Below are 16,878 nucleotides of genomic sequence, written 5' to 3' on the forward strand. Positions count from 1 at the left end.
CCTAGAACTCGTCGCCATCGTCGTCGGGGGCGCCCCCGCCGCGGATGGCCATCAACGTCGCGGCCAACTCGTCGGGCTTGACCAGCACCTGGCGGGCTTTGGAGCCTTCGGAGGGGCCGACGATGCTGCGGGTCTCCATCAGGTCCATCAGCCGACCTGCCTTGGCGAAGCCCACCCGCAGCTTGCGCTGCAGCATCGAGGTCGAGCCGAACTGGCTCGACACCACCAGCTCGACGGCCTGCAGGAAGACCTCCATGTCGTCACCGATGTCGGGATCGACGTCGGCACGATCACCACCGGCCTTCACCGCGGTGACGCCTTCGGTGTAGTCAGGCTCGGCCTGGTCCTTGCAGGCGCTGACGACGGCCTGGATCTCCTCATCGGAGATGAACGCGCCCTGCAGCCGGATCGGCTTGTTGGCGCCCATGGGCAGGAACAGCCCGTCCCCCATGCCGATCAGCTTCTCGGCACCCGGCTGATCCAGGATGACCCGAGAGTCGGTGAGCGACGAGGTGGCGAATGCCAGACGCGAGGGCACGTTGGTCTTGATCAGGCCGGTGACGACATCCACCGACGGCCGCTGGGTCGCCAGCACCAGGTGGATGCCGGCAGCGCGGGCCTTCTGGGTGATCCGCACAATCGCGTCTTCGACGTCGCGGGGTGCGGTCATCATCAGGTCGGCGAGCTCGTCGACGACGGCGAGGATGAAGGGATAGGGCCGGTAGACCCGTTCGCTGCCCAGCGGTGTGGTGATCTCCCCTGAGCGCACCTTGTCGTTGAAGTCGTTGATGTGGCGAACCCGGGACGCCTTCATGTCCTGGTAGCGCTGTTCCATCTCCTCGACCAGCCAGGCCAGCGCGGCGGCGGCCTTCTTCGGCTCGGTGATGATCGGAGTGATCAGGTGCGGAATGCCCTCATACGGGGTGAGTTCCACCATCTTCGGGTCGATCAGGATCATCCTGACTTCTTCCGGGGTGGCCCGCGCCAGCAGCGAGACCAGCATCGAATTGACGAAACTCGACTTGCCCGAGCCGGTGGACCCGGCGACCAGCAGGTGCGGCATCTTCGCCAGGTTGGCGCAGATGAAGTCGCCCTCGATGTCTTTGCCCAAGCCGATCAGCAGGGGGTGGTGGTCCCCGCGGGTCGACGGAGCGGTCAGCACGTCGGCCAGTCGAACCAGTTCGCGGTCGGTGTTGGGGACTTCAATGCCCACCGCGGACTTACCCGGGATCGGCGCGAGCATCCGCACGCTCTCGGTGGCCACGGCATAGGCGATGTTGCGCTGCAGCGCAGTGATCTTCTCGACCTTCACTCCCGGCCCCAGTTCCACCTCGTAGCGGGTGACGGTGGGACCACGGGTGCAGCCGGTGACCGCAGCATCGACCTTGAACTGGTCCAGTACCGAGGTGATCGAGTCGGCCATCTGGTCATTGGCCGCGGTACGCAGTTTTGGCGGGTCGCCGGCGATCAACAGGTTCAGGGCCGGCAGGGTGTAGGGGCCCTCGACCACCCGGTCCAGTACGACGGTGGTGTCGGCGGGTTTGGCCTTGGGCTCCTTGGTTGCCTTGCGACGCACCGGTTTGACCGGCGGCGGCGGTGCGGCCGGCGGTTCCTCGAGTGGGTAGTTGTCCAGCGGGCTGCGCGACTGCCAGTCCGGGGCGTCGTCGATCACATCGGTATCGACGGCGGCGAACCGGCTGGTTCCGGCCCGCGCACCGGCGGCGGTGTCGTCGCGAACGTCGTCGTTGCGAGCGTGATCGTCCTCGGCGCTGTCGTAAGCCGGGTCGTAGTCCTGATCGTCGTATTCGTCGTCGTATTCGTCGTAGTAGTCGTCTTCGTCGTACTCGCCGCGGAACATCGTGCGCAAGGCCTCAGGGGCCTCCCGCAGGGTGGTCCCCGTCAGCAACAAGACACCGAACAGCACGCCGATGCACAACAGGGGTGCGGCGATCCAGGCCGTGAGCCCATCGGCGAGCGGGCCACCGATCGCAAAGCCGACGAATCCGGCGCCGTGCAGACGGCCCTCGGGACTCTGCGGCGAGCCGGACCACAGGTGCCACAGGCCCAGGACCGGCAACGCGATCAGGGTCGATCCGAGGATCAGCCGGGGCCGGTTCTCCGGGTCGGGTTCGGTACGCATCAGCAGGACGGCACCGGCGGCGGCAAGCACGGGCAGCAGCACCACGGCGCCGCCGATCACGGTACGCAGACCGGTGTCGATCCATGCGCCGACCGGGCGTGCGGCATCCAGCCAGCAACTCGCGGCCGTCACCACAGCTAGCGCCAGCAGTGCCAGCGCGATGCCATCCCGACGATGCCCGGGGTCGATGTCGTGCGCACGTCCCACGGATCGGGCCGCGCTACCGGCACCCTTGGCCACCATCAGCCATGTCGCGCGGGCGAGGCGCCCACAAGCCATCCCCAGCGCAACGGGTCGCGAGTGCTGCCGAGTGTTCCGGCGGGACTTGGCCGCCGGCCTCGACCGAGCAGGCCGGGCCGCAGCCTTTGACCTGGTCGTTCGAGCACCAGAACGCGCGGGAGTCCTACTAGCCGTCTTACTAGCCATGCCGGCAAGCCTAGTCGCAATTGCCTCATCTGTACCTTAAGCCACACTGGCCCCGGCCGGTCGGTTCACCACGCGCCCAACAGACGGCTCGGTAGGGTGACCGGTGAAATCCCCAACAGCCAAGGAGTCCGCTATGCCCGTGGTCGTCGTCGCCACCTTCGCCGTCAAGCCGGAATCGGTCGAAGCAGTCCGCGAGATCTGCACCAAGGCGGTGGCGCAGGTGCACGAAGAACCGGGATGCCAGCTGTACTCCCTGCACGAAGCCGACGGCTCCTTCGTGTTCATCGAGCAGTGGGCCGACGCCGACGCACTGAAGGCCCACTCGACCGCCCCCGCAGTGGGCGCGCTGTTCGGCAGCCTCACCGAGCACCTGGCGGGAGCGCCCGACATCAAGATGCTGCAGCCGGTTCCGGCCGGGGAGCCTGCTCAGGGCCAGCTGCGGCCGTGACCGCCGGCCGTTGAGCGAAGTCGGTCACGGTCGGGCCGCGCTGATCGTCGGCGCGGCCCGGGCCTGGCGGCCCGCCACCATGGCTGCTCAGACCTCGAGCACCGTCGGCACGATCATCGGCTGACGCCGGTAGGTCTCGCCCACCCACTTGCCCACGGTGCGGCGGACCGCCTGGGCAATGCGCACCGGATCGGTGACCTGCGCTGCGGCGAGGGATTCCAGCTCCGCCTCGACTTTGCGGGCCACCGGCTCCAACGCCTTGGGATCCTCGGAGAAGCCTCGCGAATGCAGATGCGGCGGCGCCACCGGCTTGCCGGTCCCCCGGCGCACCACCACGGTGACCGAGACGAATCCCGATGACAGGACCAACCGCTCGCCCAGAGTCGCATCTCCGACGTCACCGTCGACGAGGCCGTCGACGAACATCTTGCCGAGCGGGACCGCCCCGGCGATGCGAGCTTGCCCGGCGACCAAGTCGACGCTCACCCCGTTCTCGGCCATCAGGATCGATTCCTCCGGCACGCCGGTACTAACGGCCAGTGCGGCATTCGCCCGCATCATCCGCCAGGTGCCGTGCACGGGCATCACATTGCGCGGCCGAATGCCGTTGTAGAGGAACAGCAGTTCGCCGGAGTACGCGTGCCCGGAAACATGCACCCGCGCCGAGGCGTTGGTGACCACCCGGGCGCCGATCTTGGCCAGCGCGTCCATCACCCCGAACACGGCTTCCTCGTTGCCCGGGATGAGCGAGGACGACAGCACCACCAGGTCACCGGCGGTGAGCGTGATCGACCGGTGCTCGCCGCGCGACATCCGCGACAGCGCCGCCATCGGCTCGCCCTGGGTCCCGGTGGTTACCAGCACCACCTGATCCGGCCGCATCTCCTCGGCCGCCGAGATGTCGACGACATCCTGGTCGCCCACCTTGAGGAAGCCGAGATCCTTGGCGATGCCCATGTTGCGGACCATCGACCGGCCCACGAAGGCCACGCGCCGCCCCTGGGAGACCGCGGCGTCGACGATCTGCTGCACCCGGTCCACGTTGGAGGCGAAGCACGCCACGATCACCCGACCCTCAGCACCACGTATCAACCGGTGCAGGGTGGGTCCGACCTCGCTCTCACTGGGCCCGACACCCGGTATCTCGGCGTTGGTCGAGTCGCACAGCAGCAGGTCCACGCCCTTGTCACCCAGGCGCGACATGCCGGGCAGGTCTGTGGGGCGCCCGTCCGGCGGCAGCTGGTCGAGTTTGATATCGCCGGTGTGCAGCACGGTGCCCGCGCCGGTGTGGACCGCGATCGCCAGCGCGTCCGGTATCGAGTGGTTCACCGCGAAGTATTCGCATTCGAACACCCCGTGAGTGCTGCGCTGCCCCTCGGCCACCTGGACGAACACCGGCTTGATGCGGTGCTCTCGGCACTTCGCGGCCACCAAGGCCAGGGTGAATTTCGAACCGACCACCGGGATGTCGGCCCGCAATTTGAGCAGGAACGGGATGGCGCCGATGTGGTCCTCGTGCGCATGGGTCAGCACCAGTGCCTCGACGTCGTCGAGCCGGTCTTGGATGTGGCGGATGTCGGGCAGGATCAGGTCGACGCCGGGCTCGTCGTGGCCCGGAAACAGCACACCGCAGTCGATGATCAGCAGTCGACCGAGGTGCTCGAAAACGGTCATATTGCGACCGATCTCGCTGATGCCACCCAACGCGGTGATACGCAGCCCGCCCTCGACCAGCGGACCCGGGGGGGTCAGATCTTCCATCACAGCGACCTCACCCCAGGACAGACGCGGCGCGCATGTCGATGGCCAATTCGTCGACCTCGGCGGCGGTCGCCGGAACCATCGGCAACCGCGGGTCGCCCACGTCGAAGCCCTGCAACCGCAGCCCGGCCTTGACGAAGGTCACCCCGCCGACACGACCCATCGCATTGGACAACGACGCGATGGAGATGTTGATCTTGCGGGCGGTCGCAACGTCGCCGGCAGTGAAGGCGGCGAGCATGTCACGCAACTGTCCTGCCGCGAAGTGCGAGATCACGCTGACGAACCCGGTGGCTCCCATGGCCAGCCAGGGCAGGTTGAGGGCGTCGTCGCCGGAGTAGTAGGCCAGCCCGGTCTCGGCCATGATCTGCGCGCCTGCGTGCAGATCTCCCTTGGCGTCCTTGATCGCGACGATATTGGGATGTTCGGCCAGCTCGAAGATCGTGTCCGGTGCGATCGGCACCACTGAGCGGGCGGGAATGTCGTAGAGCATGACCGGGAGCGCACTGGCATCAGCGACCGCGGTGAAGTGCGCCAACAAGCCGGCCTGCGACGGTCGCGAGTAGTACGGCGTCACCACCAGCAGGCCGTGCGCGCCGACGCCCGCGCAGGCCTCAGCCAGCCGCACACTGTGCTCGGTGTCGTTGCTGCCGGCGCCGGCGATGATCCGCGCCCGGTCACCGACCGCCTCGACCACCGCACGCAGCAGCGTGAGCTTCTCGTAATCCGCGGTGGTCGGCGACTCGCCGGTGGTGCCCGAGATCACCAAGCCGTCGCAACCGGCGTCGATGAGGCGATTGGCCAGGCGCACCGCGGCGTCGGTGTCCACCGAGCCGTCCGCGCCAAAGGGGGTCACCATGGCGGTCAGCACGGTGCCGAACTGCGCCTTGGCGTCGAATCCGCTGCTGCTCACGGCCCCAAGATTACCTGGCCCCTGGAGTTGCTCAGACCTCGGTGGCGAGCGGGCTGGTCGCGACTTCCGTGCCGTCGGCCAACGTGCTGATCTGGAAGTCCCCGAACGCCGCCGGGGCTACCCCGGCGAGCTGGCGCAGACACTCGACGGCCAGCCGGCGGATCTCGACATCGGCATGCTCGCTGGCACGCATCGCGATGAAGTGTCGCCACGCCCGATAGTTGCCGGTCACCACGACGCGGGCCTCCGTGGCGTTGGGCAGCACCGCGCGGGCCGCCTGCCGGGCCTGCTTGCGCCGCAGCGCACCCATGGTCTCGGTCGGCTGGCCTGCCGCGAACTTCGCCTCCAGCCGGGCCAGCAGCTCGGTGTAGGCGGCGTGGCTGGCGTCGGCGGCCGCAGTCAGGATCTGCTGCAGTTCCGTGTCGTCTTCCATCCCCGGGGGCACCACGATCCGGGAGTCCGGCTCGGGGACATAACGCTGCGAAAGCTGGGAGAACGACAGATGGCGATGCCGGATCAGCTCATGACTGGCCGACCGGGAAATACCGCTGATGTAAAACGTCACCGTGGCGTGTTCGAGCACCGCGAAGTGCCCGACGTCGATGACGTGCTTGAGGTAGGCCGCGTTGGTGGCGGTGCGCGGGTTGGGTTTCGACCAGCTCTGGTAGCAGGCCCGGCCGGCGAATTCCACCAGGGCCTGACCGCCGTCGGCGTCAGTGCTCCAAGGCACGTCCGGCGGCGGCATGAACTCGGTCTTGGCAATCATTTGCACGCGCAGCGGCGCCGTCTCGGCCACGGCTTCACCTTAAGCCGTACCCGGCCGCTGTCAGCCCCGCGGCGCGTTCTGATGATGTTTACGCCGTAAGCCCGTCGGGTATGCCGCGACCATCGGCGGGCACCCCGGCCTGCCGAAATTGGGAGGGGACACCAGATGAGTAACCACGACAGTGGGCCTGAGGCCGCCATCAAGGGCATCGTCGAAGACGTCAAGGGCAAGGCCAAGGAAGCCGTCGGAACGGTGATCGGCAACGACTCTCTCCAACGCGAAGGCCAGGCCCAGCAGGACAAGGCCGAAGCCCAACGTGAGGTTGCTGTCAAGGAAGCAGAGGCCGAGAAGGCCCGCGCCAAGGCCGCTGCGGACGAGGCGCGCGAGCGCGCCGAGCAGTAGCGAGGGTCCCGCCAGTGTTGATGCGCAAGATCGCACGTCCACTCCTTGCGACGGCCTTTGTCGGGCAGGGAGTAGAGGCACTGCTGAGGCCGCAAGAGGCCGCGCAAACGGCGCGCCCGACGTTGGACGGGCTCAAACTGCTACCGGACGAGGTAGCGGCGAAGGTGCCGTCTGACGTCGAGGCGTTCGCCAGAGCCAACGCACTGGCGCAGATCGGTGGCGGCCTGCTGCTAGCCAGCGGCAGGCTGCCCCGACTGGCGGCCGCGGTACTGGCCTGCACGGTCATACCGGGCAGCGCGGGTGGGCACATGTTCTGGGCCGAGCCGGACCCGCAGCGACGGACCGACCAACGTCGAGCCTTCTTGACCGACGTCAGCCTCATCGGGGGGCTGATGATCGCGGCAGCGGATACCGAAGGCAGACCGTCGTTGGGTTGGCGGGCCCGTCGCGCCGCGCGTCGTACCTATCGGCGTGCCGCCGGCGCCTTGCCCGGCACGTCCGGCGATGCCGCCCTCGAGGCGGTCGGCGACAAGGTGAGCGCAGGCCTGCTGGCCGGCGTCGAGCACGGACGCGAACTCGCCGAATTGGTCAGCGAGAAGGCCGCTCCGCTACTCGAGTCTGCCGGCGAACGGGGAGTGCAGCTCGCCGAAGTCGCCGCCGAGCGCGGCACCGAGCTCGCGCACGCGGCCCGAGAAGGGGCGACCACGCTCGCCGACGGCGCGCGTCGCCGCCTTCGCCACCTCGACGCTCACCGGCACTGACGGCCAGGCCGGTCACCGCAGCAAGGCAGCCAAGTCCCCGCGACTGCCCACCGTGACCCGGCCCAGACCCAGCCAGGAGGCCATCGACTCCAGCTCGGGGAGCAATGCTGCGGCAACCCGCGTCCGGTCCCGGCCCTGCTCGGCGAATGCCCCGACGACATGCAGCGCATCGTGCTGGCGGTCGGCCTTGAGGTCCACCCGAGCGACCAGCTCCCCGTCCAGCAGGAACGGCCACACGTAGTAGCCGTATTGACGCTTGGCGGCCGGGGTGTAGATCTCGATGCGGTAGTGAAAATCGAAGAGCCGCTGGACCCGGGGCCGGAAGAAGATCAGCGGGTCGAACGGACACAACAGCGCGGTGCCGCGATCCGTCCGTGGAATCGACTGCCCGGTCCGCAGGTAGGCCGGGGCGTCCCAGCCTGCCACGCTCACCGGTTCCAATTCGCCATCTGCCACCAGTTTCGCGATTGCCGGCTTGGTCTGGGCGGCCGACAGCCGGAAATAGTCCCGTAGGTCGGTTTCGGTAGCCACCCCCAGGGCCCCGGACGCCCGCAGTACCAGTTCTCGGACCGCCTGGTCATCATCGATATCGACAGCCAGCACCCGGGCCGGCAGCACGTTCTCCACCAAGTCGTAGTGCCTGGCGAAGCCGACCCGGGTCGCGGTGGTCAGCACCCCGGAAGCAAACAGTGCCTCGGCCACCCACTTGGTGTCACTGCGATTCCACCAGGGCCCCTTGCCCGCCCGCCCGGACGCGGCGGCCAGGTGCTCCTCGATCTGACCGGCGGTCGCCGGGCCCAGTTCGCTCACCGCGGCGACGACATCGGTGACCAGCTGCGGATTGGCCCGAACGATGGCCGATCCCCACCGTCCGTGAGGCCACTGCCTCATTCGCCACTGCAACAGCGGCCAATCCTCGACTGCCATCAGCGCCGCCTCGTGCGCCCAGTACTCCACCAGCAGCCGCGGCGAGCGGGCACTGTGGCTCCAGGCGGCCCGGTCCAGAACAGAGCGGTCGTACGGGCCGAGCCGGCTGAACACCGGCGCGTAATGCGCACGCACCGCCACGGAAACCGAGTCCAACTGCAGGAGGTGGATTCGAGAGATCAAGCGCCTCAGGTGCGCCCTGCTGACGGCCACAGACGGCTTGGGCTGCGTGAATCCCTGTGCAGCAACGGCGATTCGGCGCGCTTGCGCCGCCGTTAAGACGGGCACACCGACCGGCGGTAATGCACGTAGCGATAACGCAGACCGCTCTTGCTGGTCAACCACTCCCCCGCGCTGCCCAGCCAGGACTCGTCCAGTACCGGAGCAACCGCATCGCCCTCGCCGACCGGCAGATCGATGTCGATCTCGGTCACTTCGCACTGACTGGCCAACGGCAACGTCAACGCATAGATCTCTGCACCACCGACCACCCAGATATCGTCAGCATCGAGCGCCTGGTCCAGCGACGTGACGACGGTGGCACCCTCGGCCACATAGTCAGGGCTGCGGGTCACCACGACATTGCGCCGGCCCGGCAAGGGCCGGACTCTGGCGGGCAGCGACTCCCAGGTCAGTCGCCCCATCACGACGGTGTGCCCGAGGGTGAGTTGCTTGTAGCGGGCCTGGTCCTCTGGCACCCGCCACGGGATCCCGCCGGCACGGCCGATCACCCCGGAGAGCGACTGAGCCCAGATGAGACTGATCGTCATACCGCGACGGGCGCCTTGATCGCCGGATGCGGGTCGTAGTCCCGGATCTCGATGTCTTCGTAGGTGTAGTCGAAGATGGATTCACGCTGCGCCAGAACCAATTTCGGGTACGGCCGCGGCGTTCGACTCAGTTGTTCGGTGACCTGGTCCACATGATTGTCATAGATGTGGCAGTCGCCTCCGGTCCAGATGAAGTCGCCGACGCCCAGCCCGGCCTGCGCGGCCATCATGTGAGTCAGCAGCGCGTAACTGGCGATGTTGAACGGCACCCCGAGGAACAAGTCCGCGCTGCGCTGATAGAGCTGGCAGGACAGCTTGCCGTCGGCGACGTAGAACTGGAACAGCGCGTGGCAGGGCGCCAGCGCCATCTGAGCGATCTCACCGACGTTCCATGCCGACACGATGATGCGGCGCGAATCCGGGTCGGTGCGCAGCAGATGCAGCGCCGCAGAGATCTGGTCTACCTGCTCGCCCGACGGGGTCGGCCAAGACCGCCACTGCACTCCGTAGACCGGTCCGAGATCTCCTGTCTCAGAGGCCCATTCATCCCAGATTGTGACACCGTGCTCGTTGAGCCACGCGATGTTGGAGTCGCCACGCAAAAACCACAGCAGCTCGTAGATCACCGACTTGAGGTGCACCTTCTTGGTGGTGATCAGCGGGAACCCGTCGGCCAGGTCATAGCGCAACTGGTGGCCGAACAGGCTGCGGGTCCCGGTGCCGGTTCGATCCGCCTTCGGGGTTCCCTCGGCCAAAACCAGCCGCAAGAGGTCCTCGTACGGGGTCGCAATCGGCACCTCGTCAGCTTAGCGGCGATCGCAAGCGCGGCGAAGCCACGCGCCGCGGGTCGCCGCATACAACACAACGGCGATCGGCCGTAGTACAACGGAGGCCATGCCCACGATCACCGACACCATCACCACGGCCGACGGCGACTGCCCCGTTCGCCTGTTCACTCCCGAGGGCCCAGGGCCCTGGCCGGGTGTTGTGATGTATCCCGACGCCGGCGGGGTCCGCGCGACCTTCGAAGCCATTGCCGCGGAGCTGGCTGGCTTCGGCTACGCCGTGCTCCTGCCCGATGTCTACTACCGCCAACCGGGTTGGCAGCCCTTCGACATGGCGACGGTGTTCGCCGACGCCACAGAGCGCGCCCGCCTGTTCTCGATGCTCGGGGGCGTGACCCCGGACCGCATGACCGTCGACGCACAAGCATTCTTCGATTACCTGGCCGGCCGGCCCGAGGTGCGCGGGGAGAAGTTCGGGGTGTGCGGTTACTGCATGGGTGGGCGGACATCGGTCGTCGTCGCCGGGCGGGTGCCCGAGCGGGTGGCCGCGGCGGCGTCCTTCCATGGTGGCGGTCTGGTCACCGATGCCCCGGACAGCCCACATCTGCTGGCCGATCGGATGACCGCCACCGTCTATGTGGCCGGCGCCCAGAACGACGCCTCGTTCACCCAGGAACACGCGGCAACCCTGGACGAGGCGCTGAGCACTGCCGGGGTTCCGCACACCGTCGAGTTCTATCCAGCCGCGCACGGCTTCGCCGTCCCCGACAACGCACCCTTTGACGCCGATGCCGCGGCCCGGCACTGGGCGGCGATGCGCGAGGTATTCGGCGGCGCGCTCTAAACGTCCACGAGTTCGGCGTCGCGGGTCTCGTGCATCGCCAGCAGCGCTACGAATGAGCACGCGGCGGCGATAGACAGGTAGCCACCCACCCAGGCCACCCCGTGGCTGGCTGCCAGCCAGGTGGTGATGAACGGGGCCACCGCCGCGCCCAGGATGCTCGCTGCGTTGTAGGCCACGCCCGAACCGGTGTAGCGGACATTGGTCGGGAACAGTTCGGGCAGCACCGCACTCATCGGCCCGAACGCCAAACCCATGAGCGTCATCCCGATGATCAGGAAGACGAGCACCGCGCCGGTGGAGGCGGTCGGTTTCAGGAATAGGCCGAAGGTGCTCCCGTACAGCATGATCCCGGCGGTGAAGCACAACAGCAGCGGACGTCGGCCGAAGTGGTCGGCCAGTCTGCCGACGATCGGCAATACGGCGACGAAGAACAGCACGGCGATCAGCTGCAGTCCGAGAAACTCGGCATAGCCATATCCCAGGCCGATGCCCTCCGGCGGACGTTTGGCGGTGCCGTAGCTCAGGCTCCAGGTCGTCACGGTGAAGAAGAGTGTGTAGGGCACCACCATCGCCAGCGTGCCGATGACCAGCCGGCGCCAGCTGCCCCGCAGGAGCGCGGCGATAGGCGCGTTCACCGGCGTGCCGGTGGCCTTGGCCTGCGCGAAGACCGGAGTTTCGGTGAGCCGCAGCCGGACATACAGTCCGACGGCCACCATCACAGCACTCAGCAGAAAGGGAATCCGCCAGCCCCAGGTGAGAAAGGGCCCGGTCACGTCCGCGCCGGCGCCGCCCGATCCCAACCAGAGGAACAAGATCAGGAAGATCGAGGTGGCCAAAACGTAGCCCAAGGGCGCACCGAGTTGCGGCCAGATGCCCGCCGTCGCCCGACGACCCGGTTTGGCGGTTTCGGTGGCCAGCAGCGCTGCGCCGCTCCATTCGCCGCCTAGCGCCAGGCCCTGACAGAACCGCAGGGTAGCCAGCAGCACCGGGGCCACAAGACCGATCTGATGGTAGGTGGGCAGCACACCGATCAGGAATGTGGCGACGCCCATCAACAGCAAAGAGGCGACCAGCGTGGACTTGCGACCCAGCCGATCACCGAAGTGTCCGAACAGGATCGATCCCACCGGTCGGGCCACGAACGCCAACCCGAAGGTCGCCAACGAGGCCAACAGCGCCGCGGTGGGATTGCCTGTCGGAAAGAACAGGTGCGGGAAGACGGTGACGGCGGCGGCCGCATAGACGTAGAAGTCGTAGAACTCGACCGTGGTGCCGACCATCGCCGCCACTGCGATCCTGCGGCGCGGAACACCGGCGACAAGGTCGGCCTCGCCGATCCCGGAGCTATAGGCGGTGCTCACCTGGCGATGCCCGCCTCGTCGGCAACCGCACGCGCCTTGTCCACCAAGCCGTCGATCCACGCGGTGATCGGGGTGCCACCTGCGGCCTTATTGGCCGGGTTGTCCAGCACCCGCCGCACGATGCCCTCGGCGATGATCGCGACCTTCCAGAGCCCGAGGGCATGCCAGTACTGCAGCGTCGCCGCGTCACGGCCGGTCTCGTCCAAATACACCTGGGCGAGTTCCGCTCGATCCGGGAAACCTTCCAGGGTGCTGATGGCGAAATCACCGGCGATGTGCTCTTCGCCCACCTCTGGCCAGTAGGCAAGCAGGCTGCCCATGTCGGCCAGCGGGTCGCCCAGGGTGGACAACTCCCAATCGAGCACCGCGATGACGTCGCCGCTCTGCGGCGAGGTGATCACGTTGCGCAGATGAAAGTCGCCGTGCACCAACGTCACCTCATGTTGCTCCGGGACCGCGGCGTTCAGTCGCCGGGTCAGGTCGTCGAGTGCGGGCAGCTCTCGCGTCTTGGATTTCTCCCATTGTCCGGCCCAGCGTTTGAGCTGACGCTGAGCGTAGGGCTTGTGGCTGGCCAGATCATCCAGACCGACCTCGGTGATGTCGACGGCGTGGATCCTGGCCAGGGCTTGGGGCATGGACAAACCGATCTGCCGGCGCCGCTGGGGAGACAGCGACTGCGCCACCGCCATCCGGTCCACCACCACTCCGTCGACGAACTCCATCAACAACAACGGGGTGTCGTGAACGTCTCGGGTCAGTCCGAACACCTGCGGCGTGGGGACGACAGTGTCGCCCAGTGCTGTGAGGATGCGTGCTTCCCGGGCGACATCGTGGGCCGAGGCCAGCAGTTTTCCCACCGGGGGCCGGCGCAGCACCGAGCTGTGTCCGGCGGCGTCGGAGACCAGGTAGGTCAGATTGGACTGACCGATCCCGATCCGCTCGAAGCGCAGCGGTCCATCCACCGGTAAGCCCAACTCGGTGATCCAGGCCGTCACCGCCACCGGGTCTAGGCCAAGTGGCTCATCAGCCACCGAGACCTCCCCGGAATCCGGTTGCGTCACCGAGGATCTGGCCACCATCCATGACCAGGGTCTGGCCGGTGATCCAGCTCGCCGCGTCGGACGCCAGGAAAGCCACCGCGTCGGCCACGTCCACCGGCTCGCCGATCCGGCCTAGGGGCATGGTGTCCGCCAGCGCGTGCTCGTGTTCTTTCCACAGCACCTCGGCAAGCTTGGTGCGCACCACTCCAGGGCAGATCGCGTTGACCCGGATCCCCGGGGACAGTTCCAGCGCGAGTTGTTTGGTGACGTGGATCAGCGCCGCTTTGGTGGCGTTGTACATGCCCATCAGCGGCGCATGGCTCATGCCGCCGATCGAGGCCGTGTTGATTACCACGCCCCCGTGATCGCCCATCCACGCCCGCACTACGCAGGACGTCCACAGCAGTGGCCCCCACAGGTTGATGTCGAAGATCTTGGCGAACCGGGCATGGTCCTGGTCGATGAGCCGTCCGAACGCCGGATTGGTGCCCGCGTTGTTGACCAGGATGTCGATGCGGCCGAAGCGTTCCAGGGTGGCGTCGATGCAGCGCTGGGCCGCCTCGTCGTCGGCGACATGGGCGGCCACGCCCAACGCACTGCCGGCGATCTGGGCCGCGGCGGCGTCGGCACTCTCCTGATCTCGTGAGGTCAGCACCACGTTGGCGCCCGCCTCGGCCAACCGCTGTCCGATCGCCAGCCCGATTCCTCGTGACCCGCCGGTGATGATCGCCGTCCGACCGGTGAAATCCTGTGTCGTCATCGCGCGCCCTCGCGATACTTGCGCAATTCCTGGCGCGCGATCGCGCGCTTGTGGACCTCGTCGGGGCCGTCGGCAAGCCGCAGGGTACGCAGGTGGGCCCAGAAGCCGGCCAGCGGGAAGTCTTCGGTGAGCCCGCCGGCGCCGTGCACCTGCATGGCCCGGTCGACGATCGTCAGAGCGATGTTGGGTGCAGCGACCTTGATCGCGGCGATCTCGACCTGCGCCGCCTTGTTGCCGACGGTGTCCATCAGATATGCGGTCTTGAGCGTCAACAGCCGGATCATCTCGATCTCGATGCGCGCCTCGGCGATCCAGTCGCGGATATTGGCGTTGTCAGCGATCGGCCTGCCGAAGGCCACGCGGGACTGCGCACGCTTGCACAGCAGCTCCAGCGCCCGTTCGGCCATGCCGATGGCCCGCATACAGTGGTGGATTCGGCCCGGCCCGAGCCGCGCCTGGGCGATCGCGAATCCTTCGCCCTCACCTTTGAGAACATCCTTGACCGGCACCCTTACGTCCGTGAAGTCGATCTCGGCGTGACCCTCGCGGTCCTGATAGCCCATCACGGTCAGGCCGCGCATGAGGGTGACCCCCGGCGCATCCAGCGGAACGACCATCATCGACTGCTGCCGGTGAGTTGCCGCGTCCGGGTCGGTCTTGCCCATCACGATCATCACCTTGCAGTTCTGATGCAAAGCGTTGGAGGCGAACCATTTCCGGCCGTTGAGCACGTAGTGATCACCGTCGCGAACCATGGACAATTGCACATTGGTGGCGTCCGAGCTGGCCACCTGGGGCTCGGTCATCGCGAACGCCGACCGGATGGTGCCCTCCAGCAAAGGCTTGAGGTAGCGCTCCTTGTGCTCGTCGCTGCCGAACAGCGTGAACACCTCCATGTTGCCGGTGTCGGGAGCACTGCAGTTGGTGGCTTCGGGCGCCAGATGCGGGCTACGGCCCATGATCTCGGCCAGCGGCGCGTATTCGAGGTTGGTCAGTCCCGGCCCCCATTCGGGATGCGGATGGAAGAGATTCCACAGGCCGCGGCTGCGCGCTTCAGATTTGAGTTCCTCGAGGATCGGGGGCTGGAAATGCGGGTTCCCCGCCTCGGCCATCTGCTCCTCGTAGATCGCTTCGGCCGGATACACATGGGAATCCATGAACTCCAGCAAGTCGGCCTGGTACTTCTTGGCGCGCTCTGATATTTCAAACAGGGACATACAGGCTCCTCACCTAGGACACTTCGGAGTCGAGCAGGCCACGCTGGTAGCGGCGCATGCCGCGCAGCCAGCGGTCGTAGTCGCCTGCCTTGTGCCGGAACATCTCCAGCACCACAGGGTGCGGCAGGATCAGGAAACGCTCCTCGTCGATGGCGGCGAGAACCGCGGCGGCGACGTCAGCGGGTTCGAGGACCTCGCCGGCGGTGGTGACCGCCCGAGTGGCCAGGTCGCCGAGCGGATCGCCGGATTGTTCGCCGGCGTAGAGCAACTTGGTGTTAACACCCATCGGGCACAGGCAACTGACCCGTACGCCCTGATCGCCGTAGGTGATGTTGAGCCATTCGGCGAATCCGACTGCTGCGTGTTTGGTGACCGAGTAGGTGGCGGCACCGAGCTGAGTGAGCAGCCCCGCCGCCGACGCGGTCGACACGAAGTAGCCTTCGCCCCGGCGTACCCAATCGGGGATCAGCAACTGTGCGGCGCGGATGTGGGCCCGCAGGTTGACATCAATGGCCAGGTCCCAGTCGGCTTCCCCGGGTAGACCAGGAGCCCCGGTCATCCCGGCGTTGGCGAAATAGAAGTCGACCGGACCGAACTGGTCCTCCGCCAGCGCGATCAGCTCCTCGATGGTCGTGGTGTCGGAGACGTCGCCGCCGCGCCCCACCGCCGCGCCGGGATACGCGGCGTTGATCTGGTCGACGACAGCCGCCGCGGCATCCGCGTCGAGGTCAGCCACCACAACTTTTGCTCCGGCCTGGGCCAGCGCCTCGGCCAGCGCGCCCCCGATGCCGCCACCACCGCCGGTGACGATCGCGACCCGTTCGGCAACCTTCATAGACACCGTCTCCGTTCTTCAGTTCGCAGCAGTGGCGACATTAGTTGAATCCGATTTCATGTTCGATTCGTGGCCGGCGCGGAACTGCAGTGCGTTTGCCCATAGCCGGGTAACCGTGGCCACCAACGTCTCGAAGTCGGCACCCGAACCGAGACCAGCACCCTCACCCACGAACGTGACGTACGCCAACCGGCTGACCATTCCCGACAATGCCCGCGACGCCAGCAATGGATCGACGTCGGCGCCGGCGATCCCCCGCGCCTGCAGATCGGCGATGCCCGCGGCATTGCGCTGGATGAAGGCGTCCGCACGCTGCGCCCGGAAGGCGCGGAACTTCGGATCGACCTGGGACACCTGCTCCAGCAGCCCCATCAGCTGGGCATTACGCCGATATGCCTCCAAATAGGCACGATTGCTGGCCTCCAGCACGGCGTAGGGGTCATCGGAATCACTCACCCGGCCCATTCCCGGGTGCATCATGTCCTGCTGAGCCTGCTCGAGGACGGCGGCGAAGATCTCTTCCTTATTCGCGAAATAGGTATAGAACGATCCGGTCGCACAACCGGCGGCCTTGGTGATGTCAGTCAGTTTGGCGTCGAGATAGCCGTCGCGCTCGAAGACTTTGCGGGCCGCGGCGACCAGTCCCGCCCGGGTCCGCGCACCGCGCACCGTCGCCGGGAATTGGCGGGCCGGGGCGGCCGGCACGACGTCCATCCCGGCAG

General features: G+C 67.2%; 17 protein-coding genes. 4 read left to right on the forward strand and 13 right to left on the reverse strand.

Going from position 1 to position 16,878, the window contains the following annotated elements; translation table 11 throughout:
- Nucleotide 1: 1 nt before the first annotated feature.
- Nucleotides 2–2,566 carry an FtsK/SpoIIIE family DNA translocase gene (locus tag G6N09_RS00985; RefSeq protein ID WP_083027448.1) on the reverse strand — a complete coding sequence of 855 codons (2,565 nt, stop codon included), beginning with the start codon at nucleotides 2,564–2,566 and terminating at the stop codon, nucleotides 2–4.
- Between the two features lie 133 nt (nucleotides 2,567–2,699).
- Between G6N09_RS00985 and G6N09_RS00990 the strand changes: the two genes are divergently transcribed.
- The gene (locus G6N09_RS00990) at nucleotides 2,700–3,014 is read left to right on the forward strand and encodes a putative quinol monooxygenase (protein ID WP_083027450.1); all 315 of its coding nucleotides are present in this window, start codon (nucleotides 2,700–2,702) and stop codon (nucleotides 3,012–3,014) included.
- 87 nt (nucleotides 3,015–3,101) lie between these two features.
- Here G6N09_RS00990 and G6N09_RS00995 read toward each other — a convergent pair whose 3' ends face one another.
- From G6N09_RS00995 to thyX, 3 genes are read right to left on the reverse strand one after another with little or no spacing between them, the layout of a single operon-like run.
- Nucleotides 3,102–4,775, reverse strand: coding sequence for a ribonuclease J (locus G6N09_RS00995; protein ID WP_083027480.1), 1,674 nt, complete (start codon nucleotides 4,773–4,775; stop codon nucleotides 3,102–3,104).
- Nucleotides 4,776–4,785: 10 nt separating this feature from the next.
- Nucleotides 4,786–5,688 carry a 4-hydroxy-tetrahydrodipicolinate synthase gene (gene dapA, locus G6N09_RS01000; RefSeq protein ID WP_083027453.1) on the reverse strand — a complete coding sequence of 301 codons (903 nt, stop codon included), beginning with the start codon at nucleotides 5,686–5,688 and terminating at the stop codon, nucleotides 4,786–4,788.
- Nucleotides 5,689–5,719: 31 nt separating this feature from the next.
- Nucleotides 5,720–6,484: an FAD-dependent thymidylate synthase gene (gene thyX, locus G6N09_RS01005; protein ID WP_083027455.1), complete on the reverse strand. Its 765-nt coding sequence runs from the start codon at nucleotides 6,482–6,484 to the stop codon at nucleotides 5,720–5,722.
- A gap of 135 nt (nucleotides 6,485–6,619) precedes the next feature.
- Between thyX and mbp1 the strand changes: the two genes are divergently transcribed.
- Both mbp1 and G6N09_RS01015 read left to right on the forward strand, forming a co-directional pair.
- Nucleotides 6,620–6,856: a microaggregate-binding protein 1 gene (gene mbp1 / locus G6N09_RS01010; RefSeq protein ID WP_083027457.1), complete on the forward strand. Its 237-nt coding sequence runs from the start codon at nucleotides 6,620–6,622 to the stop codon at nucleotides 6,854–6,856.
- Between the two features lie 20 nt (nucleotides 6,857–6,876).
- Nucleotides 6,877–7,617, forward strand: coding sequence for a DoxX family protein (locus tag G6N09_RS01015; protein WP_234807093.1), 741 nt, complete (start codon nucleotides 6,877–6,879; stop codon nucleotides 7,615–7,617).
- 12 nt (nucleotides 7,618–7,629) lie between these two features.
- Here G6N09_RS01015 and G6N09_RS01020 read toward each other — a convergent pair whose 3' ends face one another.
- Genes G6N09_RS01020 through G6N09_RS01030 form a run of 3 tightly spaced genes read right to left on the reverse strand, consistent with a single transcriptional unit; the run spans nucleotide 7,630 to nucleotide 10,111 of the window.
- Nucleotides 7,630–8,832, reverse strand: a complete 1,203-nt coding sequence (locus tag G6N09_RS01020; protein WP_083027460.1) for a winged helix-turn-helix domain-containing protein — start codon at nucleotides 8,830–8,832, stop codon at nucleotides 7,630–7,632.
- Nucleotides 8,820–9,314, reverse strand: coding sequence for a dihydrofolate reductase (locus tag G6N09_RS01025; protein ID WP_083027461.1), 495 nt, complete (start codon nucleotides 9,312–9,314; stop codon nucleotides 8,820–8,822). The genes G6N09_RS01020 and G6N09_RS01025 overlap by 13 nt, the downstream gene beginning before the upstream one ends.
- Nucleotides 9,311–10,111 (reverse strand): thymidylate synthase, encoded by an 801-nt coding sequence (locus G6N09_RS01030; RefSeq protein ID WP_083027462.1) that lies wholly within the window; start codon nucleotides 10,109–10,111, stop codon nucleotides 9,311–9,313. Before G6N09_RS01030 ends, G6N09_RS01025 begins: the two co-directional genes overlap by 4 nt.
- Before the next feature lie 97 nt (nucleotides 10,112–10,208).
- Between G6N09_RS01030 and G6N09_RS01035 the strand changes: the two genes are divergently transcribed.
- Nucleotides 10,209–10,943 carry an alpha/beta fold hydrolase gene (locus G6N09_RS01035; protein WP_083027463.1) on the forward strand — a complete coding sequence of 245 codons (735 nt, stop codon included), beginning with the start codon at nucleotides 10,209–10,211 and terminating at the stop codon, nucleotides 10,941–10,943.
- On the opposite strand, the gene G6N09_RS01040 is transcribed toward G6N09_RS01035, so the two are convergent.
- From G6N09_RS01040 to G6N09_RS01065, 6 genes are read right to left on the reverse strand one after another with little or no spacing between them, the layout of a single operon-like run.
- Nucleotides 10,940–12,304, reverse strand: a complete 1,365-nt coding sequence (locus tag G6N09_RS01040) for an MFS transporter (protein WP_083027464.1) — start codon at nucleotides 12,302–12,304, stop codon at nucleotides 10,940–10,942. The two genes, G6N09_RS01035 and G6N09_RS01040, sit on opposite strands and share 4 nt — an antisense overlap.
- Nucleotides 12,301–13,335, reverse strand: a complete 1,035-nt coding sequence (locus tag G6N09_RS01045; RefSeq protein WP_234807094.1) for a phosphotransferase family protein — start codon at nucleotides 13,333–13,335, stop codon at nucleotides 12,301–12,303. Before G6N09_RS01045 ends, G6N09_RS01040 begins: the two co-directional genes overlap by 4 nt.
- A complete protein-coding gene (locus G6N09_RS01050) occupies nucleotides 13,328–14,104 on the reverse strand; it encodes an SDR family oxidoreductase (protein ID WP_083027466.1) in 777 nt (258 codons plus the stop codon). The genes G6N09_RS01045 and G6N09_RS01050 overlap by 8 nt, the downstream gene beginning before the upstream one ends.
- Nucleotides 14,101–15,321, reverse strand: coding sequence for an acyl-CoA dehydrogenase family protein (locus G6N09_RS01055; protein ID WP_083027467.1), 1,221 nt, complete (start codon nucleotides 15,319–15,321; stop codon nucleotides 14,101–14,103). The genes G6N09_RS01050 and G6N09_RS01055 overlap by 4 nt, the downstream gene beginning before the upstream one ends.
- Nucleotides 15,322–15,334: 13 nt before the next feature.
- Nucleotides 15,335–16,156 carry an SDR family oxidoreductase gene (locus tag G6N09_RS01060; RefSeq protein WP_083027468.1) on the reverse strand — a complete coding sequence of 274 codons (822 nt, stop codon included), beginning with the start codon at nucleotides 16,154–16,156 and terminating at the stop codon, nucleotides 15,335–15,337.
- An 18-nt stretch (nucleotides 16,157–16,174) separates the two neighbouring features.
- The gene (locus G6N09_RS01065; protein ID WP_083027469.1) at nucleotides 16,175–16,870 is read right to left on the reverse strand and encodes a TetR/AcrR family transcriptional regulator; all 696 of its coding nucleotides are present in this window, start codon (nucleotides 16,868–16,870) and stop codon (nucleotides 16,175–16,177) included.
- Nucleotides 16,871–16,878: the final 8 nt, after the last annotated feature.

The sequence above is a fragment of the Mycolicibacter minnesotensis genome, assembly GCF_010731755.1.
Taxonomy (GTDB): Bacteria; Actinomycetota; Actinomycetes; order Mycobacteriales; family Mycobacteriaceae; genus Mycobacterium; species Mycobacterium minnesotense.